The following is a 25,685-nucleotide window of genomic DNA, read 5'->3' as shown; positions in this document are numbered from 1 at the left end:
CGCGTCCTCACTTCACGGCGATCGGGTTGACGGGCGCGCCGACCGCGCCGGTCACCGGCAGGGGGGCCGCGACCAGCAGGAACTCATGGACGCCATCGGCCGCGCAGTCCTCGGCGAGTGCCTCCAGGTCCCACATCTCACCGAGTGGCAGCCCCATGTTGGGGATCGCGATCTGGTGCAGCGGGGACATCGCCGGCTCGGCGAACTCGTACGGGCGGACCTCAAGTCCCCAGGTGTCGGCGGCGATCGCGGCGATCTCGGTGCGGTGCAGCCAGCCGAGGGTGGTGAAGGACAGTCCGGGGGCGTCACCGGCCGCGTAGGTGCCCCAGCCGCCGAGCCGTCGCACCCGGCCGAGCTGGCCGGTGCGGACGAGGACCAGGTCGCCGCGGCGGACCGTGGAGGTGGCGCCCTGCGCCTCGATCGTGGCGCGCAGATGCTCCTCCAGGATGGCGAAGCCGTCAGGGAGTTCACCGTTCGTGTCGCCGACCGCACGGCCCACGTCGAGCAGGACACCGCGCCCGGTGAAGGCGTCCCGCATGTGCTCGATACCGGTGACGGAGTCCCCGTCGCCGTTGACGATGGTGCACGGACGCCCGTTCCAGGCCCGCTTGTTGTCGTAGATGTGGCCCAACCCGTCCCACTGGGTGGAGGCCTGAAGGGGCATCACGACGTGGTCGTCGGCGCCGCCGAAGCCGTGCGGGAAGCCCTGCGTCCCGGCCGCCGCGTCGGAGCCGGTGTCCTTCATGTAGTGGACCGGGTTGATCCGGCCGCGGAAACCGCGCTGCGGACCGTCCTCGTTGAAGTCCAGCGCCAGGGAGAAGGGCCGCCCCCGCCGGACCAGACCGGCCGCGTGGGCGCGGATCGCGTCGTCGATGAAGTTGAGGGTGCCGAGCACGTCGTCCTCGCCCCAGCGCCCCCAATTGCGGTAGGCCGCACGGGCTTTGGCGAGCTCCTCCTCGATCGGTCCCAAGGTCATCGCGTACGTCCTTTCAGGAGGAGGTCGAGGGCGTTGCCCCCGGCGACGGCGGTACGGTCGGCCGGGGCGAGACCGGCGGCGTCAAGGCGGGCCACAGGATCGTCGACGCCCATGTCGAAGGGGTGGTCGGTGCCGAGGACGACCCGGTCGGCGCCCACCTCCTCGACCAGGTGGCGCAGGGCGCGCGGGGTGTAGACGAGCGCGTCGAACCACATGCGGCGCAGATACGCGCTGGGCGGCTCGGCACAGCCGCGCGCGTCCCGCCGTACCCGCCACGCGTGGTCGGAGCGTCCGATGTACATCGGCAGATAGCCGCCGCCGTGCGCGGCGACCAGCTTCAGGCGGGGGAAGCGGTCCAGGACGCCCGTGAAGATCAGACGGGAGAGGGCGACCGCGGTCTCGACCGGCTGGCCGACCGTGTTGCCCAGGTAGTGGGTCGCGAGCCGGGCGCCGAGGGAGCAGCCCCACGGGTGCACGAAGACGACTGCGCCGAGCTCCTCGGCCTTGTGCCACACGGGGTCGTGGACGGGGTCGGCGAGTTCACGGCCGTCGACGGTCGTGGAGACGCTGCCCCCGTACAGCCCGTGCTCGGTGACGGCCCGGTCCAGGAGGGCGACGGCGAGGTCCGGGTGCTGGAGGGGGATCGTGCCGAGGCCGAACAGCCGGTCCGGGGCCTCGGCGCAGTGCGCGGCGACGGCCTCGTTGGTGGTGCGGGCGAGGTCGAGGGCCAGGTCCGGGTCGGCCCAGTAGTGGTGCATCGGCATCGGGCCGACCACCTGGACGTCGACGCCCATCGCGTCGAGGTCGGCGAGGCGCGCCCCGACGTCCGTCAACCGGACGGCCAGGCCCTGGAGTTGGGCCCGGTTCACGGCCAGCGACTCGGGGGAGTGGGCGCGCTGCTCCGCCGCCAGCTCGGCGGCCAGCCCCGGCGCGCCGGCGACCAGGGCATCGGCGGCCGGGACCGCGAGATGCCCGTGGAAGTCGACGACGGGGCTGTTCATGCGGCCGCCGTCAGTGACTGAAGGGTCTCCGACATGATGCGGGCCGGGTCGGCGCCCGGTGTGCCCGGGTGGATCTCCCACTCGGCCAGGCGCAGCGAGTTCTCCAGCACCATCCGCACCCGGGGCAGCCGCCGGGTCATGAAGTCCCCGAGCGCCCGCTCCACCGGCTCGTCCCCGGTGACCAGCTCCGCGAGCAGCACCGCGTCCTCCATGCACATCGCCGCGCCCTGCGCGATCAGCGGCGGACAGGCGTGGGCGGCGTCGCCGACGACCATCACACGGCCCCGGTGCCAGGGCTCGTCGACGAGGACCGCCTCGATCCACCGGTAGTCCACCGCCGTGTCGTCGGGCAGCGAGGCGATCACCTCGCCCCACAGGCCGCCGTAGCCGGCCCCGCGCTCCCGCAGCAGCGCCAGCGGGGCGCGCGGGCCGACGAGGGAGGCGTCCAGGTTCTCGTCGAGGAGGTAGGCGTAGCACTGGTCGGGGGAGATCGGGCTGTAGCCGGCCTTGAAGCGGGGGCCGCCGTAGTACACCTCGGCGCAGTCCATCTCGGGCGGGCGCTGTCCGACGACGCGGAAGATGGACATGCCGACCGGGTGGGGCTTCGTCGCGATGCCGATGAGGCCACGCATCGCCGAGTTGATGCCGTCGGCGCCCACCACCAGGTCGTAGCGCCCGGTCGAACCGTCCGTGAAGGTGACGTCGACATGGTCGGCGGACTGGTCGAGGCGCTCGACGCTCAGACCCAGTCGGACGGTGACGCCGTGGTCGTGCACTGCGTCGCACAGCGCGTTCTGGAGGTCGGAGCGCAGGGCGCCCGCCGTCGACGGCAGATCCGGGCCGCCCGTGTGCGGGGTGTCCAGCTGGACGATCAGCCCGCCGTCGGCCCGGCGCAGCCGCATGATGTCGAAGGGCACCGCCCGCCGCAGCACCCGGTCCAGCACCCCCACTGAGCGAAGCGCCTTGAGCGCGTTGCCCTGCACGGTGATGCCGTGCCCCACCCCGAACCACTGGGGTGAGATCTCGACGAGCTCGACGTCGGCGCCACGCTGGGCGAGCGCCAGGGACAGCACGCTTCCGGTGATGCCGCCGCCGACGACGAGCACCTTGTGTACGGGCATGGGTGATCCTTGCGAACGTAGGGAAGGACGGAGTCAGCGCGGGCTGACTTGGTGGTAGTGCTCGACGACCGGCGGCTCGGCGAAGAACGGTCCGACCAGCGCGCGCCACCGCTGGAACCGCTCGGACTCCCGGAAGCCCGTCATATGGGCCTCGACGGACTCCCAGCCGACCAGCAGCAGGAACACCCGCGGTCGTTCCGCGCAGCGCAGCAGCTCGGCCCACCGGAAGCCGTCGGCCCCGGCCAGCACCTGCCGCGCCGTGCCGAAGACCTCCTGGAACTCCTCCTCCCGGCCGGCCTCGACGGTCAGCCGGGCATGCTCGACGACCACGGCGATCTCCTTGCTTCGGGGGTGCTCCGAGCCTGGTCGGCGGGGTGTGCGCGGTCAACGGATCGAGGCATCGGCAAGGGGGACGTCATGCATCCCGTACGGCGATGGAGGCGCAGCTCAGGCCGGGCGGGGCCGCTGATGGCAGGCATCGCGGATGCCCATTTCCGCCGCGCGTCCGACATGCCTAGCGTCGAAGCCGAGCCGCCCCACCCCTGCGAGGGCCGCCCCTACGAGAGCCACCCGCACGCCTACGAGAGTCACCCCCACCCAACCCCTACGAGGAGCGCCCGTGCCCGATCCCCTGCCCACCCACGCCGGACCGTTCGCCCTCGGTACGTTCCGCGGCACCGCCGAACCCTTCCCCGGCCTGGTCACCGGCGCCCGGGTGCGCGACCTCTCCGACCTGGTGCCGTCCGTCAGGGCCCTGGTCGAGGACTGGGACCGGTGGCTGCCCCGGCTCGGCGACCTGACCGACGGCACCTGGTACGACCTGGCCGGCCTGGAGGTGCTCGCCCCGATCGAGCCCGGCCAGATCCTTCAGAGCGGCGCCAACTACCGCAAGCACGTGGTCGATCTGGTCGCCGCCGAGAAGGAGAGCGTGCACGGCACCACACCCGAGGAGGCCCGCGCCGACGCCGAGCAGATGATGGACGAGCGGATCCGCGACGGTGTGCCGTACGTCTTCCTCGGCTCGCCGCGCGCGATGTGCGGCCCCTACGACGACATCGTCCTGCCCGCACTCGGCGAGCAGCACGACTGGGAGCTCGAACTCGCCCTCGTCATAGGGAAGTCGGGCCGGAACATCCCCGCCGCCGAGGCCATGGCGTACGTCGCCGCCTACACGATCTGCAACGACCTCACCACCCGTGACCGCCTCTACCGTCCCGACCTCAAGGCCATCGGCACCGACTGGTTCACCGCCAAGAACGCCGACACCTTCCTGCCGACCGGCCCCTTCCTGGTCCCGGCGACCTTCGTCGGCGACCCGGGGGACCTGCGGATCACCCTGCGCCACAACGGAGTCGTCCGGCAGGACGAGTCGACCAAGGACATGATCTTCGACATCCCCCGGCTGATCGCCTACGTCTCCACGACCACCACCCTGCGCCCCGGCGACCTGCTGCTCACCGGCTCACCGGCCGGCAACGGCGCCCACTGGGGCGTCTTCCTCGCGCCCGGTGACGTCATCGAGGCGGAGATCACCGGCCTCGGTCACCAGTGCAACGCTGTCAGGAGTCACGCATGAGCTTCCAGCCCATCACCCATCTGCGCCATGTCGACCTGGCCGTACCGGACTTCGAGAGACAACGCGCGTTCTACGGCACCACCTGGGGCCTGACCGAGGTCGCGGGCGACAGCGGGATCGCCTTCTTCGCTGCCGAGGGCAGCCCCGAGCAGTACATCGTGCGGATCCGCTCCGACGAGCGGAAGCGGATGGACCTGGTCGCCTTCGGAGCCGTGTCACCGGCCGCCGTGGACGAGCTCCATGTGCGGCTCGGCCGGGCCGGTGTCCAACTCATCGGCGAGCCACGGGCGTTGGACACGCCGGGCGGCGGTTACGGCTTCCGGTTCTTCGACCCGGACGGCCGGGTCGTCGAGGTGTCGGCCGACGTCGCCACCCGCGCGCACCGGAAGATCGAGGAGCGCGAGGCGATCCCCGTGCGGCTCTCGCACTGCGTGGTCAACTCCCAGGACCCGGAAGGGCTCAGGGACTTCTACGTCGAGCACCTGGGCTTCCGGCTCACCGACACCCTGTACTCCACACACATGGGCGACCTCATGTACTTCCTGCGGTGCAGCCCCCTGCACCACTCCTTCGCCATCGCCCGCGGCCCCCATGTCTCCCTGCACCACGCCTCGTTCGAGATGCGCGGCGTCGAGGAGTACATGCGCGGCACCGGACGCGCGCTGCGCGCCGGGACCCGGCTCACCTGGGGGCCGGGACGGCATCTCGCGGGCGACAACACCTTCTCCTACTTCCACGACCCGCACGGCAACACCGTGGAGTACACCACCGAACTGGCCGTCCTCGAAGAGGACCTGTGGCACCCCGGCCGCCATGACGTGGACGACCCGATCACCCAGGACCAGTGGGGCACCGCCGACCCGATGAGCGAGTCGGTCGCCAAGGAGCAGTTCAACGACCCCGACGTGCTCTTCGTCGCCCCGCCCGTCTGAGCAACCGACAGCAGAAAGGCCGCCGTTGTGGCACAGATCCTGAAGCACGCCGTCCCCAAGGCCGAGGTGGCCGCCTCCCTCGGCCAGGTGCGCGAGACCGTCACGGGCGTCATCGCGGACATCCGCGAGCGCGGTGACGAGGCCGTGCGGGAGTACTCCGAGAAGTTCGACAACTGGAGCCCCGGCTCCTTCCGCCTCTCCGCCGAGGAGGTGGAGAAGATCGTCGCGTCGGTGCCGGAACAGGTCATCGCCGACATCCGGTTCGTGCAGGACCAGGTCCGGGCCTTCGCCCGCCACCAGCTCGACTCCCTGGGCGCGTTCGAGGTCGAGACCCTGCCCGGGGTGCGGCTCGGCCAGAAGCACATCCCCGTGCAGGCGGCCGGGGCCTACATCCCGGGCGGCCGGTACCCGCTCACCGCGTCCGCCCACATGACCATCGTCACCGCCAAGGTCGCGGGCGTACCGCGGGTGGTCGCGTGCACGCCGCCGATCCGCGGGGAGATACCGGCCGCGACGGTCGCCGCGATGCATCTCGCCGGCGCCGACGAGATCTGGCTCCTCGGCGGGGTCCAGGCCGTCGCCGCGATGGCCGTCGGCACCGATTCCATGCAGCCCGTGAACCTCATCGCCGGGCCCGGCAACGCCTATGTCGCCGAGGCCAAGCGGCAGTTGTTCGGGGAGATCGGCATCGACCTGTTCGCCGGGCCCACCGAGATCCTCGTGCTCGCCGACGACGCCGCCGACCCGTTCGTCTGCGCGGTCGACCTCCTCTCGCAGGCCGAGCACGGCCCGGACTCGCCGGCCGTCCTCATCACCACCTCCCGCGAGGTCGCCGAGAAGACGATCGCCGAGGTCGAACGCATCCTGCCCGGCATGCCGACCCGCGACTACGCGGAACCCGCCTGGCGCGACCACGGCCAGGTGCACGTCGTCGACACGATCGACGAACTGTACGCACTGGCCGACGAGTTCGCTTTCGAGCACGTCGAGGTGCTGACGACCGAGCCGCGCCTGGCTCTGGAACGCATGACCCAGTACGGCGCCCTGTTCCTCGGCGAGGGCACCTGCGTCTCCTTCGGCGACAAGGTCATCGGCACCAACCACGTCCTGCCCACCCGGGGCGCGGCCCGCTACACCGGAGGGCTGTGGGTGGGGAAGTACCTCAAGACGGTGACGTACCAGGAGGTCACCGACACCGGGTCGCAGGCGCTGCTCGGCCGCTTGTGCGGGCGCGCTTCCCGGGTGGAGCTGTTCGAGGGGCACGCCCGCTCCGGTGACGTACGGGCCGCGAAGGCCGCCGGCGACGCGCTGCCCTGGAACACGGAGTGAGCCTGCACGGGCGTACCGCCCTCGTCACGGGCGGGGGAGGACCATTGGGGCGGGCGTTCGCGCGCGCCCTCGCGGACGCCGGGGCCGCCCGGATCGTGCTCGTCGGGCGCAACGAGCAGGCGCTCAAGGAGGCGGCGGAGCAACTGGCCGATACGGCGGCGGACCACGGGGCCGACACGGCGGCGGACCGCGTGGCCAACAAGCCGGCGGACCGCGTGCCCGACAAGCCGGCGGACCACATGGTCAGGGCCGTGCGCACGGCCGTGTGTGATGTCTCCGACCCGGACTCCGTGGACGCCGTGGCCGCCGAACTCGCCGACGAGAACGTGTCGTTGCTCGTCAACAACGCCGGCGTCGCGGGTCCGGTCAAGCCGCTCGTCGACATCGCGCCGGACGAGTGGGACGACGTGTTCGCCGCCAACGTCCGCGGCGTCTACCTGATGTGCCGCGCCTTCCTGCCGCCGATGCTCGCGGCCGGGCGGGGCGACATCGTCAACGTCGCCTCGGTCAGCGGGAAACGGCCGCTCCTGCACCGCACCCCGTACACCGCCTCCAAGATGGCGCTGCTCGGCCTGACCCGGACCCTGGCGGGGGAGGTGGGCCCGCGAGGCGTAGCGGTCAACTCCCTCTCCCCGGGGCCGGTTCGCGGGCCGCGCATGGACCGCAACTTCCGCCTCACCGCCGAACTCACCGGCTGCACGGTCGAGGAGGCCGAACGGGACTTCGCCTCCCGCGCCGCGCTCGGCCGGCTGGTGGAGGAGCACGAGGTGGCTCAGGCCCTGGTGGCGATGCTGGCCATGCCCGGCCTCTGCGGTGCCGACATCGATCTGTCGGCGGGGATGATCGCGCCCGCCTGACCGGCGTCCGTCGCCACCCTGTGTGATCGCCATGAAGTGGGCCGTGCGATCCGAGGCATCGGGTTCCAGGATGTCTCCGCACGGCCCCTATTGCCTGTTGGGACAGGCTGCTTCACTCCTTCCAGCGCTCCGCAAGGTGCCCTCGCCCAGGCCGTCGTGACCATCTGCCGACGGTGGGCCATCACGCTGCGCGACGGCGCACTCGAACCCTCGGAAGGCAAGCAATGACGCTGATCACCCGACGCTCGGTCCTGATCGCCGGTACGGCCACGGCCGGCGCCGTCCTGCTCCCGGCGGCCACCGCCACGGCCGGTACCAAGTCGACCGGCGAGAAGATCACGGTCGGTGCGGGGGAGACGTACGAACTCTCCACCACCACCCGCGTGAGCGAGCTGTCCGTCGCCGACGGCGGCACCCTCGCCGCCCCAGACGGCCACAGCCTCTCCCTGACCGTCGACGGCGTGGAGACAGGCCAGCTCCTGACCGAGACGGGCGGCACCGCGACCCTGATCCAGGCCGGAACCTACCGCGGTGACGTCGTCCTCACGGTCGCCGAGGCCAACGACATCACCTACGAGACCCTCACCTTCCCCTTCCGGCAGGCCGTGTACGTCGACGCCGACGGAGTCGACCGCGACAAGTCCGTCCTGACGGCCGTACAGGGCGGCAGGCTCACCGACACCCTCGCGAAGAGCGTGTCGATCACCTCCACGGGCGAGTGCTTCGACGGCGTGTTCGTCCAGGACGCCGCCTACACGCTGCGGAACCCGACCATCTCCCTGACCGGCAACGGCCGTTGCGACTTCGCCGGCTACGGCGCCGCGGTCGTCGGCGACGGCCCGGCCACCAAGCTGGTCGTGGACGGCGCCCGGATCGACACCAAGGGCGTGGTCCGTACGACCGTCATCGCCAACGACGGTGCCAACGTGGTGGTGAAGAACTCCCGTCTACGCGCCCGCAACGGCGTCCTGCCGGCCGACTACCAGGCCACCGTCGAGACCCCGTACATGCAGTCCGTGCCATGGATGCTCGGCCTCGACGGCAACGTCCGCGCCACCAACCTCATCGGGGCGGGCACCAAGGCGACGTACATCAACTCCACCGTCTTCTCGGAGACCTGGGGTGCCCTGTCCGTCGAGGGCGGCAGTGCGCTGAAGCTGACCGTGCTGGGCAGCCACATCGGCAACACGGGCGACTACGGCTACGGCACCTACGCCATCGGCGACGCGACCGTGCGGGTCCTGGGCTCCCGGTTCGACGTCGGCTCCTACGCGACGATCATCGCGGGCCCGGCCGCGGTCGTGCACTACGGCGACAGTACCCGGGCGGCCGTGGCCGCGCTCAACGACGAGCTCGAACTGGGGCTGTCCACCGCCGAGTTGAAGACCGTCCCGGTCACGAACACCGTCGTGAACTCGGGCCACTTCGGCTACATGTTCTTCGGCGCCGGCACGCTGACCCTCGACGGCGGCACGGTCGTCAACTCCGAGCGCGCCACCTTCCTCAACAAGGGCCAGCAGACGGCGATCACCGTCGACGGTTCCGAGGGGGCGAGGCTCAACCCGGCGGACGGGATCATCCTCCAGATGATCGAACTGGACGACCCGGGACCGGTCATGACCGACGGCAAGATGCTCAACACCGGCGTCTACACCGAGCCCACGACCGACCCGACGAAAGACTCCGCCTTCGACGTCACCGCCGCCCACTCCACCGACGGCGCCGCCGGCTTCACCTCCATCAAGCTGAAGGGCGACTTCTACAACGGCATGCGCAAGGGCAAGAACATGGTCCTCACCTTCGAGGACACCACCGTCGAAGGCGTCATCTCCGCCACCCGGACCAAGCACCGGGTTTCGACGATCGACGCCTCGACCTTCTACGAGCTGGGCATCGTGACCAACACCGTGCAGCCGGCCGTCAACAACGGTGTCGTGGTGTCGCTCGGCAGCGGCTCCACCTGGACGGTCACCGGTACGTCGTACGTCACCTCGCTCGCGATCGCCGCCGACGCCGCGGTCAAGGCGCCGCGCGGCAAGACCCTCACCGTGACGGTCGACGGCACGGCCACGGCCGTCACGCCGGGCCGGACCTACACCGGCGCCATCACGCTCACCGTCGCCTAGAGCGGCGCGGGCGCGGCCGTCACACGAGCCGCGCCCGGGCCTCCTGCTCGATCCGCCCGAACTGGGCGCCCATGGCCTCCGCCAAGGCCTGGGCGCCCGAGAGCGGGCGGACCATGACCATGAACTCGTCGATCAGACCGTCCTCGTTCACATGCAGGAAGTCGCAGCCGGTGAGCTCGCGGTCGCCGACCCGCGCGGTGAAGACGAGCGCGTGGTTCTCGCCGTCCGTCCCCTCGATCTCACGGACGTAGCGGAAGTCCTCGAAGACCCGCGACACCCCGCGCAGGATCGCCGCCGTGATCGCCTTGCCCGGGTACGGCTTGAAGACCACCGGGCTGGTGAACACCACGTCCTCCGCCAGCAGCGCCTCGACGGCGTCGAAGTCCCATGCCTCGACGGCCTCGCGGAAAGCGCGCATCCGACCTCATCTCATAGTCAATTTGTTGAGTAGGTGTGGATGAGGCTAGACCTCGATCGACGGCATGTCCATGGGGGCGGGCCGGTGCTCGCCTAAGCTGACGCGATGTTCAGCCCCGAAGGCCCGAGCCTGCGCGAGCTCGCCGTCCAGGCCCTGTCGTCCGTGGAACACGGCTACGACCTGCTCGCCCCGAAGTTCGACCACACGCCCTTCCGTACCCCGGACTCGGTGCTGGACTCCGTCGCGAAGGCGCTGGCCTGTGGCGGACCCTTCGAAGCCGGACTGGATCTGTGCTGCGGCACGGGTGCCGGAGTGGAGGTGCTCGCGCGGGTCTGCCGTCGGAGCGTCACCGGCGTCGACTTCAGTACGGGGATGCTGGCCGTGGCGCGGGATCGCGTACGGCCCTCCGGCACCGGGCCGCGGGTCGACTGGGTGCGTGCGGACGCCCGGGCCCTCCCGTTCGGGCCCGCCTTCGACCTCGTCGTCAGCTTCGGGGCCTTCGGACACTTCCTGCCGCGGGAGCTGCCGGGGCTCTTCGGCCAGGTCCGCTCCGTGCTGCGGCCGGGCGGCCGTTTCGTCTTCCCGGTGGTCGCGCCGCCCCGCCCCCTGTCTCCCGGCTACTGGATGCTCCTGGGCTTCGACCTGGTCATGCGGGTGCGCAACGCGGTGTGGCGACCCCCGTTCGTCATGTACTACCGGGCCTTCCGGCTGGGGGAGGTGTGCCGCGAACTGGAGGCCGCCGGGTTCCGTGTCGCCCTGGAGGCCCTGCCGGAGTTCGGGCGGCGCGGCGACGGGAGCCCACGGGTGCGCATGGTGGTGGCGAGCCTGCCGGAATGAAGGGGCGGGGGCCGCGCGCTGTATGGCGGTTGACCACCTGGTCACCGAGCGGCTGGATCCCGCGGGCTCGGTGGTGCGGTTGTGCTTTCGTCGGCCGGCAGGGTGAACTCGTAGACCAGCGCGTCCTGTTGGGCGTCCAGTACCAGGTCGGTGATCTCCAGCGGGCGGGCGTACTGGTCGTGCACCCGCCGGGTCACCCGGACCGACGGCGTGTCCGCCAGCGGGGTGATGGAGTCGCGGTGGTGCAGGGTCAGCCCCGCCCGGCGCATCCAGTCGTACGCCCGCCCCAGCTGGGCCGCGGTGGTGCCGTCGGCCCGCTCCCGGTAGCGGCCCAGCTCCTCGACCTCGGCCAGCGCCACCGCGGAGAAGGACGTCACGGCCGTACGGCGGCCCGCGGTGCCCGCCGACTCGTAGCGGTGCACGAGGGTCGGCCGGTGCGGGGCGAGTCCGAGCGCCTCGGCGTGCTCGGGCGATGGGGTCTCCCAGGTGACGGTGGCGCGGTCGGCGGCGCGGGTGTGTGCGGCGCCGACCGGGAACGCGAGCGCGGACGGCGTCCGGACCGGCTCGGACGGCAGCGCGGCATGGCTGCCGCGCCGGTCGGTGGCGACCAGACCGCTGCGCCGCAGCACCTCGAGGGCCTGTCGTACGGTCTCTCTGCTGACCCCGAAGTGCGCGGCCAACCGCCGCTCGCCCGGCAGCCGTTCACCGGGCGGGACGGTTCCGTCGCGCAGTTCCCCGAGCAACTGCGTGGCGATCCTCCAGTACAGCGGTTGATCCTCGTGCGGGGTGGTGCGGGCCATGCCGCGCCTCCTGTTTCGTGACGTGCGGTAGCCGTGCGGGCTCAGTGCGCCACCAGATCTAGCATTGGTCTAAACCACCAGGGAAGAGCGGCCGGGCGGTTCGGCCGAAACGGACCGCCGCTCACAACGCCCGGTACAGGGCGTCGACGAGCGCCGTGTTCCTTGGGTCATCGGCGATGTGAGGCCCCATACGGTTCATGACGTACCCGAGCGACACCCCCGCCTCCGGGCGGCGAGACCGCACGAGCCGCCGAAGCCGTCATGTCCGAAAGCGCGCGGGTTCGGCCCGTACGATCCGCTCTCCCCGCTGAGCCGCAGCCCGAGCGCCACCTCGGTGTCCCGGCCGAGCCCGGCGCCCAACTCCAGGTCCCGGCAGGCGCCTTGCCCTTCACGCACCCGCTCGGCCGCCTCGGGGACAGGATCCGGCGTCCGTCCAGCCTCCCCCGGCCCGCGAAGACGCCGTACAGCCGGGCCACCGCACGCGCGGTGCCGTGCCCGTTGGCGGCGGGGATCTCGGCGGCCCGCCACCGCGGCGAGTTGGCGTCCGCCGCGCCCATCACGGGGTTGGCCGGCGAGGCCGGCGCCAGGGGCGGCAACTGGACGGCCCCCGCGTCCTGTTCACCGCCCGACGCGGGCACCATGTGCACCAGCTCGGCCGCCCGGCCGTACTCCTGCTCCGGCAGCCCGATGCTGAAGTCGATGCCGAGCGGCCCCGTAACCTCCCGCCGCAGGAAGGCCCCCGGCAGCAGCCCCGACACCAGTCGTACAGCTCCTGGAGGGAGTGCGGCTCAGCGCACAGGGCCGTCGGCCCAGCCGCCTCCGTGTCGTGCATCGTCGTACATCGGAAAACCGGGCCGCGACGCCGCGACCCGGACCCTGTGAACGAACCGACTGGTCGGACTGGAGGGAAGGTGTTCGACGTTCCTCAGAGGTGCGACGCCAGCCAGCGCAGTTTGACCGCCTCCTGGTAAGGGCCCCCGCCCTCATGGTCGTTGAAGTCGTAGACCTCGATCTCCTTGTCGTCGTGCGCCCAGTTGTTGAAGGCCGCGAAGACGGTGGACGGTGGGCAGGTCAGGTCCTCCAGGGCCGTCGAGAAGAGGGCCGGGGCGCTGCCGCGCGCGGCGAAGTGGACGCCGTCGAAGTAGGAGAGGGTGCGCAGGGTGTCCTCGGTGCGACCGCGGTGCGTCCTGAGGAACAGGCCGATCTCGCGGTAAGGGTGACGGTCCGTCATGGTCGCCGCGCGCGGGAAGTGGCACAGGAACGGCACGTCCGGCGCGACCGCCACCAGGTCCGGCACCAGGCCGCCCACCGCGAGGGTGATGCCGCCGCCCTGGCTGATGCCGGTGACCGCGGTGCGCGCGGGGTCGACGAGCGGGTGCGAACGGGCCGCCTCGACGGCACGTACGGCGTCGGTGAACAGACGGCGGTAGTAGTACGTTTCGGGCGACTCGATGCCCCGGGTCATGTAACCGGGGTAGGAGGGTCCCGCCCCGACCGGATCGGCCGTGGCGCCGCCGCCGCCGTTGCCGCTGCCCTGGCCGCGCGTGTCCATCACGAAGTGCGCCCGGCCCGTCGAGGCCCACAGCAGATGCTCGTGCGCCAGCCCGCGGCCGAGGCCGTAGCCCACGAACTCCACGACGGCCGGGAGGGGTTCCGTGGCCGCGGCGGGCACGGTGAGCCAGCCCTTCACCGGGTGACCGCCGAACCCGGCGAACGTCACGTCGTACACCCGCACCGTGGCGAGCCCGGTGTCGACGGGCTCGAACCGGGCGTCCAGGTCGTGTTCCCTCGCCTCCTGGAGGGTCTTGGACCAGAACGCGTCGAAGTCCTCGGGCTCCGGTGAAGTGCTGCGATAGGTGCGGAGCTCATCGAGGGGAAGGTCGAACAGGGCCATGTAGGACCGCCTTTGTGATGAGGAGTGCGGATGATCACACCGTACGTGGGTGGTCCGATGAATCGCCAGGCCTTTGCCCGGTGACCGGCCTACGATGGCGCCATGTCAGCTGCCTCCGAAGTGCCTGTTCGGAATGCCGAACTGCTGGTCAGGGACGCCGATCTGCTCGTCGTGGACGGAGAGCGGGAGATCCCGGGCGGCTGGGTGGCCATAACAGGTGGTCGGGTCACCGGAGTCGGAACGGCGGGAAGCGAACCCGAGGCCGCCACCACCGTCTCCGCGTCCGGACGGCTGGTCACACCGGGCCTGGTCAACACCCACCACCACATCTACCAGAACCTCACCCGCTCCTACGCCCCCGCGGTCAACGGCTCGCTCTTCGACTGGCTGACCACGCTGTACCCGCTGTGGGCCGGCCTCGACGAGGAGGCCGCGTACGTGTCGGCGTACGTCGGTATGGCCGAACTCCTCATGGGCGGCTGCACCACATCCTCCGACCACCTCTACGTCCACCCGCGCCCGCGCCTGGTCGACGCCGAGATCCGGGCCGCCCGGGACATCGGCTTCCGCTTCCACGCGACCCGCGGGTCGATGACACGGTCGGTGGAGGACGGGGGACTGCCGCCGAGGAGCGTCACGCAGTCGATGGACGAGGTGCTGGCCGACAGTGAGCGCCTGATCAAGGCTCACCACGACCCCGGACCGGGCGCGCTGATCCGGGTCGGGCTCGCGCCCTGCTCGCCGTTCTCGGTGACCAAGGAGGTCATGACGGCTACCGCGGAACTCGCCGAGCGGTACGACGTCCGCCTCCACACCCACCTCGCCGAGGACCACGACGAGGACACGTACTGCCTGGAGACGTACGGCTGCCGGCCCGTCGAGTACTTCGAGGACTGCGGCTGGATGAGCGACCGCACCTGGGTGGCCCACTGCATCTACCCGAACGACGCCGAGCTGCGCCGCCTCGCGGACGCGGGCGTCGGTGTGGCGCACTGCCCCAGCTCCAACATGCTGATCGGCGGCGGCACGGCCCGGGTGAGCGAGATGCGCGAACTCGGGCTGCCCGTCGGCATCGGCTGCGACGGCTCCGCCTCCACCGACCACGCCTCCCTCTGGATGGAGACCCGGAACGCCCTGCTGCTGGGCCGCTACCGCGGCGGCCCCGGTGCCATGACCGCACGCGACGCCCTCGACATGGCCACCCGAGGCTCGGCCCGCTGCCTGGGCCGCGCCGACGAGATCGGCCACCTCCGCCCCGGCGCCTGCGCCGACCTCGTCGTCTGGGACCTCCACGAGATCGCCCTCGCGGGCGCGTTGACCGATCCGGTGGAGGCGTGGCTGCGCTGCGGCCCGGCACGGGCGTGGACGACGGTGGTCGGCGGGCGGGTGCTGGTCGACCGCGCCGAACCGGCACTCCCGGCCCTGCGGGACGCACTACGGGACCACGGGCGGGTGGCGCGGCGGATGCAGGGGGTGGGGTAGGAACAGCCGGGGGCGGCGGAGGCCGACCAGGGGGTCGGCTCGGGCGGGGCGGTGGTGGCGACCGGGCAAGGGGTTTGCTCGGGGTCGGCTGAGGCGGGGTGGCGGAGGTTGGGCAAGGGGTTTGCTCGGGGTCGGCTGAGGCGGGGCGGCGGAGGTTGGGCAAGGGGTCCACTCTGTGCCCGCTCATGCCGGGCGGCGGAGTTCGGCCGAAGGGTTCGCTCTGGGGCCGCTCATGCCAGACGGCGGAGGCTGGCCGAAGGGTCCACTCTGTGCCCGCTCATGCCGGGCGGCGGAGTTCGGCCGAAGGGTTCGCTCTGGGGCCACTCACGCCAGACGGCGGAGGCTGGCCGAAGGGTCCACTCTGTGCCCGCTCACGCTGGGCGGCGGAGTTCGGCCGAAGGGTTCGCTCTGGGGCCGCTCACGCCAGACGGTGGAGGCCGGCCGAAGGGTCCACTCTGGGCACGATCACGCCGGGCGGCGGCGGGTCCATTCCGGTTCTGTGCGGGCCCACTCCGCCTCCCACTCGGCGAGGCGGTGACGGGTGGACACATGGCGTACGGCGAGGCGGCCGAGGAGGATCACGCCGACCGTGCCGGCCGTGGCGCAGATGCCCATGGTGACGGTGTGCTGCCAGATCGAGACGGCGTTCGGCGGTTCGGGGACGTTGCGGCCCCGGGCGTCGAACCAGACCGTGACGACGTCACCGTCGTGCGAGCCGGCCGGGACGCGGGCCGTGGCCGTCCGCCGCCCCTCGCCCGGCTCGGTCCAGGAGACCGTCGTACGGAAGGAGTGCGCCCGGCCGCCCTGCACCGTGGGTAGTTCGTCCGGGATCCGGCCCACGACCTCGGCCCGCACGCTGTGACTGGCGGCGCGCTGGGACACCGCGGCGGCCTGTGCCTCGCTGTGCGCCCAGCGAGCCGTCAGCGCCCCGGCGAGGGGCGCGGCGACGAGCAGCAGCAGGACGACGACCAGTGTCGTCCACGCCTCGACGACGTCCGACCGGCGCCGCAGTGGATTGTGCCGCCAGCGCCAGCCGCGGACCCGGGTTCGCATGTCGACCTCCTCGCACCGGTGCGAGTGCCCACATCGTTGTCCGATACCCCGTATGGAGGACATTGTCCACCCTCGCGCCATCACCCCGCACGGCCGCCGGGGGAGGCGTCAGCCGAAGCGCTCGATCCGGATCCGGTCCACCGGCTGCCCGGCCTCGACCAGCAGCCGCGAGGCGTGCTCGGCGAAGGCGTTGGACCCGCACACATAGGCTTCCCACCCACCCTCGGGCGCCTCGGCCAGGAGCGGCGCCACATGTGCGGCGGCCATACGTCCCACCGCCACACCCGCAGGCGCGCTCCGCGTGAACACGGGCGTCGTCTCGGAGCCCAACTCGCCCGCGTAGATGAGTTCCTCGGGGCTGCGCGCGGACACCAGCAGGCGCAGCGGGACGGTCAGCCCGCGCGCCCGGTGGTGCCGCACCATCGACATCAGCGGCACGACCCCGGAGCCGGCGCCGATCAGCAGCGCGGGCCGGTCGCCGGGCCAGGCGAAGAAGCCGCTCAGCGGCCCGCGCACCTCGACCTGGTCGCCGGGCCTGGCCACCGTGTGGAACCAGCCCGACACCTCCCCGCCCTCGACATGGTCCAGGGTCAGTTCGATGTGCCCCGCGTCGTCGGGCGCGGACGCGATCGAGTAGTGGCGCTGGGCCACATAGCCATCCTCGGCGGTCAGCCGCAGCATCAGGTGCTGGCCCGGCAGATGACCGGCCCAGGCGGGGACCGCGAACCGGTAGGTCGCCGCGTGCGGGGTCTCCCGGCGGATCTCGGTGAGCGTCGCGGTCTGCCACAGCGCGGCGGCCCGGTTGCTCACGGCGATACGCCCGGGCACGGCGAACCGCGTGGCCGGGGTGAAGACCCCGAGGCTCTCTGCCGCAGTCACCGTCTCAACCGCCGTCTCAGTCACTGTCTGGGTCACCGTCTCAGTCACCGGAGTACCGCTGCTCCTCCCACGGGTTGCCCCGCGCGTGATAGCCGTTCTGCTCCCAGAACCCGGGCTCGTCGTGGTCGAGGATCCTGAGCCCCGCGATCCACTTGGCGCTCTTCCAGAAGTACAGATGCGGCACCAGCAGCCGCGCCGGCCCGCCGTGCTCGGCGGCCAGCGGCTTGCCGTCGAACTCCCAGGCGATCCACGCCTTGCCGCCCGTCACGTCCGCCAGCGGCAGGTTCGTGGTGTACCCGGTGTGCGAGTAGGCGACGACATGGGTGGCGGACCCATGGGGCCGCACCACATCGAGGAACGCGTCCAGGGAAACGCCCCCGAACCGCACGCCGAACTTCGACCAGCTCGTCACACAGTGGATGTCACCCTCGTACACCGAACCGGGCAGCGCGTGCGCCTCGTCCCAGTCCCAGGTGCGGGGTTCCTCGACCAGCCCGTCGACGCGGAAGGTCCAGTCGGCCGGCGACAGCTCCGGCGTGACCTCCGCGGACAGCACGGGCCAGTCGTCGCCCGCGTCGTACTGACCGGGTGGCAGCCCGGTGTTGTGGACGCGGGGGCGTCCGGCGAAGCCTCGGGTGACGTTCATGGTTCAACCGTACGCTGTCGTCGCCTGTGCTCCGTCCCTGGTCAGGGGCCCCGATCAGGGCGGCGGCAGGAACACGGCGGCATTCGTTAAGCGCGTATGAACTCTCCGCCGCCCCGGGAATAGCCGTCCGCGGATCTTCCTTGCCGCCTGATGCCCGGCGCGAGCGAAGGAGAGTGGGAGCCATGCCCAAGGCGTACGTCTTCACGCGGTACGGAGGACCGGTGACGGAGGCCCTCGTCGAGGCCGACCGGCCCGTCCCCGGACCCGGTCAGATCCTGGTCGCGGTGCGGGTCGCGGGCGTGAACCCCATCGACTGGAAGCTCCGCACCGGATACCGCCGCCCCGTGGACTCCGACGGGCACCTGTTCCCGGCCGTCTTCGGCAGCGAGGTCTCGGGCGTCGTCGAGGAGATCGGCGCGGACGTCGAAGGCTTCGGTGTGGGCGACGAGGTGTTCGGCAACACGGTGGCCGGCGGCTACGCCGAGTACGCCCTGCTCCCGGCCGCGCTCACCGCGCACAAGCCCGCCGGGCTCTCCTTCGCCGACGCCGCGACCCTGCCCGTCGCCGCCGCGACCGCGTACGACGGGGTGCGCCAGCTCGCTCTGCCGAGCGGGGCGACCCTGCTGGTCACCGGTGCGGGCGGCGGGGTCGGTGCGGCGGCCGTGCAGATCGCCCGGGCGGGCGGAGTACGGGTCGTGGGGCTCGCGAGCGAGGGCAAGAAGGACTTCGTCGAGTCGCTCGGAGCGGTTCACGTCCCCTCCGGGCCGGGCTGGGCCGAGCGCGCCGCGGCGGCGGCACCGGACGGTGTCGACGGGGTCTACGACCTCGTCGGCGGCGAGGTGCTGACCGAGGCCGCCCTGCTGCTCACCGACCGCACGAAGCTGATCACCGCCGGGGCACCGCCCGAGGTGGTCGCGGACCTCGGCGGCGCACGCGTGACCCGGGCCCGCACGGCCGCCGTCCTCGACGCGGTGGCCCGCCTCGTGGTCAACGGCGACCTCGACCCGCACGTCATCCGGCGCTTCCCCCTCGACGAGGCCGGCGAGGCCCTGCGCACCGTCGAGGAAGGCCACGCCCGCGGCAAGATCGTGATCGAGGTGGCTCGATGAGCGGACTGGGCATCGCGGGGGCGGGCGCGCCCCACGTCCTCGACAACCCCGCCCTCGCCTCCCTCACCGGCCCCCACGCCCACTTCGCCGAACGGCGTGGTCGCGTCCTGCGTTACCCCGTCGACGTCTCACCGTGGCTGGCCCTGCCGGAGGACCCGGCGCCGGACGACTGGGCGGACCTCGCGGCGCTCGCGGGGCCCGGGGCCGAGGTGCCGCTGCCGGGCTTCCGCGGGGAGGTGCCGCAGGGCTGGGAGGTCACGTTCCGGATGGAGGGCGTGCAGCTCGTGGACGACGGACTCGCCGCCGCCCCCGAGCCGCAGGCCGTCCGGCTCGGCCCCGCCGATGTGCCCGAGATCCTCGACCTGATCGAACGCACCCGGCCCGGCCCCTTCCTGCCCCGCACCATCGAGCTGGGCACCTACCTGGGCATACGACGGGAGGGCGCCCTCATCGCCATGGCGGGGGAGCGGCTGCACCCGCCGGGGTGGACCGAGATCAGCGCGGTCTGCACCGACCCCGCCTTCCGCGGCGAGGGCCTGGCGACCCGGCTGATCCTCGCCGTCGCGCACGGCATCAGGGAGCGCGGCGAGACCCCGTTCCTGCACACCAGCGCCCAGAACACCCACGCCATCCGGCTGTACGAAACGCTCGGCTTCAGGCTGCGCCGCACCACCGCGTTCGCCGCGGCACGGGCCCCGGAACGGCTGGTGGCGGTGCCGTAGCGAGCTATTCGTCGATGGAGCTCGACCACGCGTTGTACCGCACGAGATAACCGGCGAACCGCGCGAGATCCTCCTCCGGCCAGTCCACGAGCCGCTCTTTGAAGGCGGCCCGGCGGCTCTCGGTCACCTGGGCGAGGATCTCCCGGCCGGCGTCGGTCAGATGGAGCACCTGCACCCGGTGGTCGTCCGGATCGACGCGCCGCTCGACGAGCCCGGTCCGCTCCAGGGCGGCCACCTGGCGGCTGACCGTGGACTTGTCGAGGGCGTAGTGCGCGGCCAGGTCGGTCGCACGGCAGCCGTCGCGCTCCTCCAGATGCCCGAGCAGGGTGTACGAGACCAGTGACAGCTCGGGGTGCATACGCCCCGCCGAGGCCCGGGCGCGGCGAGCGAAGATCGTCATCTCGCGCTGGATGCTCTCGACGGCCTCGGTGGCGTCCACGAAAACCCTCCTCCGGACCCTCTTCGGATTCTGGTTGTATAGTACAACTTGAAGTGAGAGTTGTATAAGCCAACTATTGCCCCTCGGAGGTCCTGCGCGATGAGGTCGCCTGCGCTGCGCCATGTACTCACCCATCTGGTCACCCCGCTGCTGATGTGTATCGGCATGGGGCTCGCGTACATGGGCGCGTTCGTGACCCCGGAGCCCCACCATCTGCCGGTCGCCGTCGTCGGCTCCGGACCCGAGGCGAAGGTCTTCGCCCAGACGGTCAAGGACAAGGCGGGCGACGCCCTGGACGTCCGTACGGTGACCAGCCGCGCCGAGGCCGTCGACCTGCTCAAGTCCCGTGAGATAACCGGCGCCTATGTGCCGAGCGCCAGGACGCCCGAGCTCGTGGTCGCCAGTGCCGCCTCCGACATGGACGCGCTGGCCGTCGAGAAGGTCTTCACGCCCGTCGCCGCCGGGCAGGGCGTCCCGCTGACGGTGACCGACGTGGCCGCACCCGTCGACGACGACCCCACCGGACAGGGTCTGTTCTTCCTGCTGATCGCGCTCAGCATCGGCTCCTACGCCTCGGTCGCCGCCCTCGGTGCCGCGGGCGCGACCCTGCCCCTGCGCGTCCGCGCCCTGCTGGCGGTCGGTGTCTCCGCGGTCGTCAGCGGTATCGGCGCCCTGCTCGCCGGACCCGTCTTCCATCTCGCCCACCACGACCTCGCCGGTCTGTGGGGCATGGCATGGCTCTACTCCGCGGGCATCCTGCTGATCGGCGTGGGCCTGCACACCTTCCTCAAGCGCTGGACCACCCTCGCGATGATGGTGCTCTTCGTGATGCTCAACTTCACCAGCTCCGGCGGCCTGTACCGCCCCGAGCTCCAGAACGGCTTCTTCGGCACCCTGCACGCCTTCTGGAACGGTGCCGGATTCGTGGAGGGCGCCCGCAGCCTCCTGTACTTCGGCGGTGACGGCCTGGCCCGCACCATCTGGACCCTGGTGATCTGGCTGCTCCTCGGCCTCGCCATCACCGCGCTCGCCGCGGCCCACGAGCGGGGCAGGACGCCCGAGGAGGTCGCACCGGCGGCCCGCGAGACCGAGGAACAGGAAGAAGAGGTCGAGGAGACGGTCGGGGTGTGATCCTTCGGGTAAGGTGACCGTCCGGTCGAGGACGGTCCCGGCCGATGGACCAAGGAGGTGGGACCCATTACCGCTGTGTCAGGTCGGGTGCTCTCTCCCCGAGTCGGCGCGGATCACCGGTAACAGGTGACCGCGAGAGCGCCCTTCGGCTACCGAAAGGCCCTCGGCTTCCATGCTTCCCTCCTCCCCTCCCTCAACTCCCGCCTCCCGTGACGCCGTCGTGGCCGCGCTGCGCTCCGCCGGCTGTGTCTTCGCCGAGGACGAGGCGGAGTTGATCCTCGCCACCGCCCGCACCCCGGACGAACTGGCGGCCATGGTGGACCGCCGCGCGACCGGCGTTCCCCTCGAACTCGTCGTCGGCTGGGCCGAGTTCCGCGGTCTGCGCATCACCGTCGAACCCGGCGTCTTCGTCCCCCGGCGCCGCACCGAGTTCCTGGTCGAGCAGGCCCTCGTCCACGCCCCCGACGCCGCCGTGGTGGTGGACCTGTGCTGCGGCTCGGGCGCTGTCGGCGCGGCCCTGGCCGACGCGCTCACCGGCGCCGAACTCCACGCCGCCGACATTGACCCGGCCGCGGTGCGCTGCGCCCGCCGCAATGTCGCCGCCTTCGACGGTCACGTCCACGCGGGCGACCTCTTCGAGGCGCTGCCGGAGCGGCTCCGCGGGCGCGTGGACATCCTCGCGGCGAACGTGCCGTACGTCCCCTCCGAGGAGGTCGGACTGCTCCCCGCGGAGGCCCGCGACCACGAACCCCTGGTCGCCCTGGACGGCGGCTCGGACGGCCTCGACGTGCTGCGTCGGGTGGCCGCCGAGGCGCCCCGATGGCTCGCCCCCGGCGGCTGTCTGCTCGTCGAGACGAGCGAACGCCAGGCCCCCGCGGCCGTCGACGCCTTCACCCGCAGCGGTCTGGCGACGCGTCTGTTCGGCTCGGAGGAGCTGTACGCCAACGTGGTGGTCGGCGTCAGGTCATAGCGGCCCGGCGCCGAGGTCCTTCACAGCCAGGCAGGGCATGAGGACGCCGGTGGGCGCGAGCCATGACGGACGATCCGGATCAGGAAGGACACCGCCCGAGGTGCTCGGCCGATAGGAAGCGGGTAATGCCTGCCTGCGAATCCGCGTGCGCGGCCGGGACCGTCAACTCGGCGTCTGCGCCCGGGCGATGAGCAGCGCCACGTCGTCGGAGTTGTCCGGCTGGTGCAGTGTGCGGACGAGGAGGTCACAGACCTCCTCCAGGGCCCGGTCGGGGCCGTCGAGGAGTTCCAGCAGCGCGTCGAGGCGTTCGTCGAGCGGGTGTTGGCGGGTCTCGACGAGGCCGTCCGTGTAGAGGACCAGCCGGTCGCCGGGGTCGAGGTCGACGGTCGTGGTGGAGAAGGCGACCCCGCCCACGCCCAGCGGCGCCCCGGTGGGCAGTTCGAGGAGTTCCGGCTTGCGCCCGGCCCGCAGCCGTACCGGCGGCAGATGCCCGGCGTTGGCGATCCGGCACTGCCGCAGACGCGGGTCGTGGACGGCGTAGACACAGGTGGCGATGGAGTGGTCCAGGTCCTGGGTGATCCGGTCCAGATGCTCCAGCAGACGGGCCGGTTCGAGGTCGAGGGAGGCCAGGGTGTTGGTCGCGGTGCGCAGCCGGCCCATGGTGGCGGCGGCGTTGATGCCGCTGCCCATCACGTCGCCGACGACGAGCGCGGTCTTGCTGTCGTCGAGGGGGATCACGTCGAACCAGTCACCGCCGACCTCGGCCGTGGCCCCGGCGGGCTGGTAGCGGGAGGCGACCTCCAGGCCGCCCGTCACCGGCGGATGGCTGGGCAGCAGGCTGCGCTGGAGGGTCAGCGCGGTGTCGCGGGCGTTCTGGTACCAGCGGGCGTTGTCGATCTGCACGGCCGCCCGCGCCGCCAGCTCCCGGGCCAGCAGCACGTCGTCCTCGCTGAACGGCAGCGGATTGCGGGTGCGCTTGAGATCGAGGGCGCCGAGCACCTCACCGCGCGCGATCAACGGCACGGCCAGATACGAGTGCACGCCCGCGCCGGCCAGCAGCTCGGCCGCTTCCGGGGAACGGGCGATGCGCGGCAGGTCGGCCTTTCGGACCTCGGCGACCAGCACCGGATCGCCGGTGCGCACACACTCGGTGACCAGGCGGTCCGGGCCGTACCGGGCGACCTGCCCCGGCGGGTCCGCCGCGCCCAGCGCGGCCGAGTCGTCCTCCTCCGCTTTGACGGCGAGGGCACGGATCACGGCCGGCTCGCTCGGGCCGAGGCTGCTGCGTCTGCCGTCGACCACCGCCTCCAGCAGATCCACGGCGGCTATGTCGGCGAGCTCAGGCACGGCGACATCGGCCAGCTCGCGGGCGGTGCGGTCCAGCTCCAGGGTGGTGCCGATCCGGGCGGAGGCATCCGCGATGACGGTCAGGCGCCGCCGCGCCGCCTCCGCCTCGACGGTGGCCCGGTGCTGCTCGGTGACGTCCACGACGGAGGCGGCCACGCCCAGCACGGTGCCCGACGCGTCCTCCAGGCGGTACAGCGAGATCGACCAGGTGTGCTCCTCCTCCGGGTCGGCGGGGGTACGGCCGACGGTCTCCTGGTCGACGATCGGGCGGCCTGTCTTGAGGACCTCGCGTGCGGCGGCCTCCAGCGCGTCGGCGTCGAGGTGGGGGAGGACCTCGCGGACGGTCCGGCCGAGGTGGTCGTCGGCCGGGATGCCGTTGAGCCGTTCGAGTGCCGGGTTGACGGAGACGTACCGCAGCTCGGTGTCCAGGACGGCGAGGCCGATGGGGGAGTGCGCCACCACCCGGGTCGACAGCGCCACGTCCCGCTCCAGGCCGCGCACGGTGGACTGGTCGGCCGCGAGGCCGAGCGCGAACACGTCCCCGTGGTCGTCGAGGAGGCGCATGTTGCGGAACTCCACCAGACGGGTGGTGCCGTCCTTGCGTCGGATCGGGAAGGCGCCGGCCCAGCTCTGCCCGGTGGCCATGACGTCGGCGAAGAGCTTCACGACGAGGTCGAGGTACTGCTCGTGGACCATGATCCGGGCGGCGTACTCGCCGAGCGCCTCGCGCGCCGAGTAGCCGAACAGCTCCTCGGCCTGGGGGCTCCACAGCACGATGCGGCCCTGGGAGTCCAGCACCACCGAGGCCACGCCCAGGACATCGAGCAGCCCGCTGGGCCGTACCGCCCCGCGCACCGGTTCGTCGCCCTCGGCGACGGGAGACCGGGCTGCACTCATCGCACGCACCGTCCTTCGACCGTCCACACGGCACGTCGTCCCCCGTGCCGACTCCCCTGTTCTACCGCGTTCAACCGTCTCTGGGGCGCCATCGGCGTCCTCCTCCACCATCCCTCAACACGGCGCGGCGCGTCCGGCGAGGTCAGAAGTTCGATTCCCCGTTCCCGAATTGGTCTGTACATGACCACACGGGACCGCCACACTGTCCGCCGAGCCCGTCCACCCCCCTCCGAGGAGCCGCCCGCCATGCCCCTGCGCACCCGGCAACGTCGTCACGCCGTCCTCACCGGACTCGTCGCCCTCGCCACCGCAGCCGTCCTGTCGTCCGCCACGCCCGCGACGGCCGCCGACACCTGGACGGAGGTCGGCTCCGACCGTGCCGACCCGCTGACCGAGAGCCAGGGCCTGGCCTCGGTCGAGGTCCCCGCGAACAGCGCCAACCGCTACACGGGCATCGGCACCATCCCGGTGAGCGTGAGCAGCCGCGGCTGGAACCACGTCGGCGACCCCGACGCCTCCTACGGCGGCTACTACATCGAGCCGTACCAGGCGGACTCGGGCACGGCGAAGATGTACCGGGTGCAGTCCCCGGGCGGCACATGGTCGGAGTACGTCCACACCCTCGGCAGCGGGGAGGCGCTCAACAACTCGTGGGTGGCCATCGCCCCGTCGGGCCAGTGGATGCTGTCCGGCGAGTACGGCACGATGACCCGCTTCCTCGTCTTCCCGACCCCCGGCGTCAACGCGAGCACCTCGCCCTCGGCGAACCTCCCGCAGGCGTCCACCGTCACCCTCGACCACGCCGTACGCGACGTACAGGGCTGCGACTTCGTGACCGCGACGCAGTTGCTCTGCTCCTCGGACGACCCCGCGGGCACCCTCTTCGGCATCACCAAGCCGCTGCTGCGGATCGACCTGTCCGGCGAGCCCGGCACGGCCGATGTGACCGGCCATGTCACCGCGCTCCGCCAGCTGCCGCTGCGCAGCTCCTGCTCGGGGACGTTCGAGGCCGAGGGCATCGACTACGACCGGCGCACCGGCACCCTGCGGGTGATCGTGGTCTCGCCCGGGTTCTGTGTGCTGACCGACAGCAAGACGTACCGCTTCACCAAGAACTGAGGCCGCCACTGGTCCCGGTCCGGC

24 protein-coding genes and 1 pseudogene are annotated in these 25,685 nt (G+C 71.9%); 12 read left to right on the top strand and 13 right to left on the bottom strand.

Annotated elements, in window-relative coordinates; translation table 11 throughout:
* Positions 1 to 7 precede the first annotated feature (7 nt).
* Genes OG866_RS05105 through OG866_RS05090 form a run of 4 tightly spaced genes read right to left on the bottom strand, consistent with a single transcriptional unit; the run spans position 8 to position 3,428 of the window.
* Positions 8 to 976 carry a cyclase family protein gene (locus tag OG866_RS05105; RefSeq protein ID WP_329332213.1) on the bottom strand — a complete coding sequence of 323 codons (969 nt, stop codon included), beginning with the start codon at positions 974 to 976 and terminating at the stop codon, positions 8 to 10.
* Positions 973 to 1,977 (bottom strand): amidohydrolase family protein, encoded by a 1,005-nt coding sequence (locus tag OG866_RS05100; RefSeq protein WP_329332212.1) that lies wholly within the window; start codon positions 1,975 to 1,977, stop codon positions 973 to 975. The genes OG866_RS05105 and OG866_RS05100 overlap by 4 nt, the downstream gene beginning before the upstream one ends.
* Complete coding sequence (locus tag OG866_RS05095) at positions 1,974 to 3,098, bottom strand: FAD-dependent monooxygenase (protein WP_329332211.1); 1,125 nt, start codon at positions 3,096 to 3,098, stop codon at positions 1,974 to 1,976. The genes OG866_RS05100 and OG866_RS05095 overlap by 4 nt, the downstream gene beginning before the upstream one ends.
* Positions 3,099 to 3,131: 33 nt before the next feature.
* Positions 3,132 to 3,428 (bottom strand): antibiotic biosynthesis monooxygenase family protein, encoded by a 297-nt coding sequence (locus OG866_RS05090; protein WP_329332210.1) that lies wholly within the window; start codon positions 3,426 to 3,428, stop codon positions 3,132 to 3,134.
* 289 nt (positions 3,429 to 3,717) lie between these two features.
* On the opposite strand from OG866_RS05090, the gene OG866_RS05085 reads away from it, so the two are divergent.
* From OG866_RS05085 to OG866_RS05065, 5 genes are all read left to right on the top strand, one after another.
* Positions 3,718 to 4,674 (top strand): fumarylacetoacetate hydrolase family protein, encoded by a 957-nt coding sequence (locus tag OG866_RS05085; protein ID WP_329332209.1) that lies wholly within the window; start codon positions 3,718 to 3,720, stop codon positions 4,672 to 4,674.
* Complete coding sequence (locus OG866_RS05080; protein WP_329332208.1) at positions 4,671 to 5,606, top strand: VOC family protein; 936 nt, start codon at positions 4,671 to 4,673, stop codon at positions 5,604 to 5,606. Before OG866_RS05085 ends, OG866_RS05080 begins: the two co-directional genes overlap by 4 nt.
* Positions 5,607 to 5,633: 27 nt before the next feature.
* Positions 5,634 to 6,935 (top strand): histidinol dehydrogenase, encoded by a 1,302-nt coding sequence (hisD, locus tag OG866_RS05075; protein ID WP_329332207.1) that lies wholly within the window; start codon positions 5,634 to 5,636, stop codon positions 6,933 to 6,935.
* A complete protein-coding gene (locus OG866_RS05070) occupies positions 6,932 to 7,792 on the top strand; it encodes an SDR family NAD(P)-dependent oxidoreductase (RefSeq protein ID WP_329332206.1) in 861 nt (286 codons plus the stop codon). Before hisD ends, OG866_RS05070 begins: the two co-directional genes overlap by 4 nt.
* A 224-nt stretch (positions 7,793 to 8,016) precedes the next feature.
* Positions 8,017 to 9,918, top strand: a complete 1,902-nt coding sequence (locus OG866_RS05065) for a hypothetical protein (protein ID WP_329332205.1) — start codon at positions 8,017 to 8,019, stop codon at positions 9,916 to 9,918.
* A gap of 19 nt (positions 9,919 to 9,937) precedes the next feature.
* Here OG866_RS05065 and OG866_RS05060 read toward each other — a convergent pair whose 3' ends face one another.
* Positions 9,938 to 10,336 carry a nuclear transport factor 2 family protein gene (locus tag OG866_RS05060; RefSeq protein ID WP_329332204.1) on the bottom strand — a complete coding sequence of 133 codons (399 nt, stop codon included), beginning with the start codon at positions 10,334 to 10,336 and terminating at the stop codon, positions 9,938 to 9,940.
* Positions 10,337 to 10,441: 105 nt separating this feature from the next.
* Here OG866_RS05060 and OG866_RS05055 point away from each other — a divergent pair, with 105 nt between their 5' ends.
* Positions 10,442 to 11,173, top strand: a complete 732-nt coding sequence (locus OG866_RS05055) for a class I SAM-dependent methyltransferase (protein ID WP_329332203.1) — start codon at positions 10,442 to 10,444, stop codon at positions 11,171 to 11,173.
* A gap of 41 nt (positions 11,174 to 11,214) precedes the next feature.
* Here OG866_RS05055 and OG866_RS05050 read toward each other — a convergent pair whose 3' ends face one another.
* From OG866_RS05050 to OG866_RS05040, 3 genes and pseudogenes are all read right to left on the bottom strand, one after another.
* Positions 11,215 to 11,973 carry a GntR family transcriptional regulator gene (locus tag OG866_RS05050; RefSeq protein WP_329332202.1) on the bottom strand — a complete coding sequence of 253 codons (759 nt, stop codon included), beginning with the start codon at positions 11,971 to 11,973 and terminating at the stop codon, positions 11,215 to 11,217.
* A 121-nt stretch (positions 11,974 to 12,094) separates the two neighbouring features.
* Positions 12,095 to 12,740: pseudogene (locus OG866_RS05045) on the bottom strand (serine hydrolase); the annotation flags it as partial.
* Positions 12,741 to 12,898: 158 nt separating this feature from the next.
* Positions 12,899 to 13,867, bottom strand: a complete 969-nt coding sequence (locus OG866_RS05040; RefSeq protein ID WP_329332201.1) for an acetylxylan esterase — start codon at positions 13,865 to 13,867, stop codon at positions 12,899 to 12,901.
* A gap of 102 nt (positions 13,868 to 13,969) precedes the next feature.
* On the opposite strand from OG866_RS05040, the gene OG866_RS05035 reads away from it, so the two are divergent.
* Positions 13,970 to 15,349 (top strand): 8-oxoguanine deaminase, encoded by a 1,380-nt coding sequence (locus OG866_RS05035; protein ID WP_329332200.1) that lies wholly within the window; start codon positions 13,970 to 13,972, stop codon positions 15,347 to 15,349.
* Between the two features lie 465 nt (positions 15,350 to 15,814).
* Here OG866_RS05035 and OG866_RS05030 read toward each other — a convergent pair whose 3' ends face one another.
* The 3 genes from OG866_RS05030 to OG866_RS05020 form a co-directional block, all read right to left on the bottom strand.
* On the bottom strand, positions 15,815 to 16,402 hold the full coding sequence (locus OG866_RS05030) for an Rv1733c family protein (RefSeq protein WP_329332199.1): 588 nt from the start codon (positions 16,400 to 16,402) through the stop codon (positions 15,815 to 15,817).
* A gap of 108 nt (positions 16,403 to 16,510) precedes the next feature.
* On the bottom strand, positions 16,511 to 17,281 hold the full coding sequence (locus tag OG866_RS05025) for a ferredoxin reductase (protein WP_329332198.1): 771 nt from the start codon (positions 17,279 to 17,281) through the stop codon (positions 16,511 to 16,513).
* A gap of 40 nt (positions 17,282 to 17,321) precedes the next feature.
* Entirely contained in the window at positions 17,322 to 17,927 is a 606-nt protein-coding gene (locus tag OG866_RS05020) for a sulfite oxidase-like oxidoreductase (RefSeq protein WP_329332197.1), read from the bottom strand.
* Between the two features lie 182 nt (positions 17,928 to 18,109).
* Here OG866_RS05020 and OG866_RS05015 point away from each other — a divergent pair, with 182 nt between their 5' ends.
* Entirely contained in the window at positions 18,110 to 19,036 is a 927-nt protein-coding gene (locus OG866_RS05015) for an NADP-dependent oxidoreductase (protein ID WP_329332196.1), read from the top strand.
* A complete protein-coding gene (locus OG866_RS05010; RefSeq protein ID WP_329332195.1) occupies positions 19,033 to 19,758 on the top strand; it encodes a GNAT family N-acetyltransferase in 726 nt (241 codons plus the stop codon). Before OG866_RS05015 ends, OG866_RS05010 begins: the two co-directional genes overlap by 4 nt.
* Before the next feature lie 4 nt (positions 19,759 to 19,762).
* Here OG866_RS05010 and OG866_RS05005 read toward each other — a convergent pair whose 3' ends face one another.
* Positions 19,763 to 20,158: a MarR family winged helix-turn-helix transcriptional regulator gene (locus tag OG866_RS05005; RefSeq protein WP_329343922.1), complete on the bottom strand. Its 396-nt coding sequence runs from the start codon at positions 20,156 to 20,158 to the stop codon at positions 19,763 to 19,765.
* A 138-nt stretch (positions 20,159 to 20,296) separates the two neighbouring features.
* Here OG866_RS05005 and OG866_RS05000 point away from each other — a divergent pair, with 138 nt between their 5' ends.
* Positions 20,297 to 21,328, top strand: a complete 1,032-nt coding sequence (locus tag OG866_RS05000) for a hypothetical protein (RefSeq protein WP_329332194.1) — start codon at positions 20,297 to 20,299, stop codon at positions 21,326 to 21,328.
* 172 nt (positions 21,329 to 21,500) lie between these two features.
* A complete protein-coding gene (locus tag OG866_RS04995) occupies positions 21,501 to 22,298 on the top strand; it encodes a putative protein N(5)-glutamine methyltransferase (protein ID WP_329332193.1) in 798 nt (265 codons plus the stop codon).
* 162 nt (positions 22,299 to 22,460) lie between these two features.
* On the opposite strand, the gene OG866_RS04990 is transcribed toward OG866_RS04995, so the two are convergent.
* Positions 22,461 to 24,542, bottom strand: coding sequence for a SpoIIE family protein phosphatase (locus tag OG866_RS04990; RefSeq protein ID WP_329332192.1), 2,082 nt, complete (start codon positions 24,540 to 24,542; stop codon positions 22,461 to 22,463).
* A 246-nt stretch (positions 24,543 to 24,788) separates the two neighbouring features.
* On the opposite strand from OG866_RS04990, the gene OG866_RS04985 reads away from it, so the two are divergent.
* A complete protein-coding gene (locus tag OG866_RS04985) occupies positions 24,789 to 25,661 on the top strand; it encodes a hypothetical protein (RefSeq protein ID WP_329332191.1) in 873 nt (290 codons plus the stop codon).
* Positions 25,662 to 25,685: the final 24 nt, after the last annotated feature.

Source organism: Streptomyces sp. NBC_00663 (assembly GCF_036226885.1).
Lineage (GTDB): Bacteria > Actinomycetota > Actinomycetes > Streptomycetales > Streptomycetaceae > Streptomyces.
Note: the sequence above shows the minus strand (reverse complement) of the source record. Positions and strands in the feature narration are given on the sequence as shown.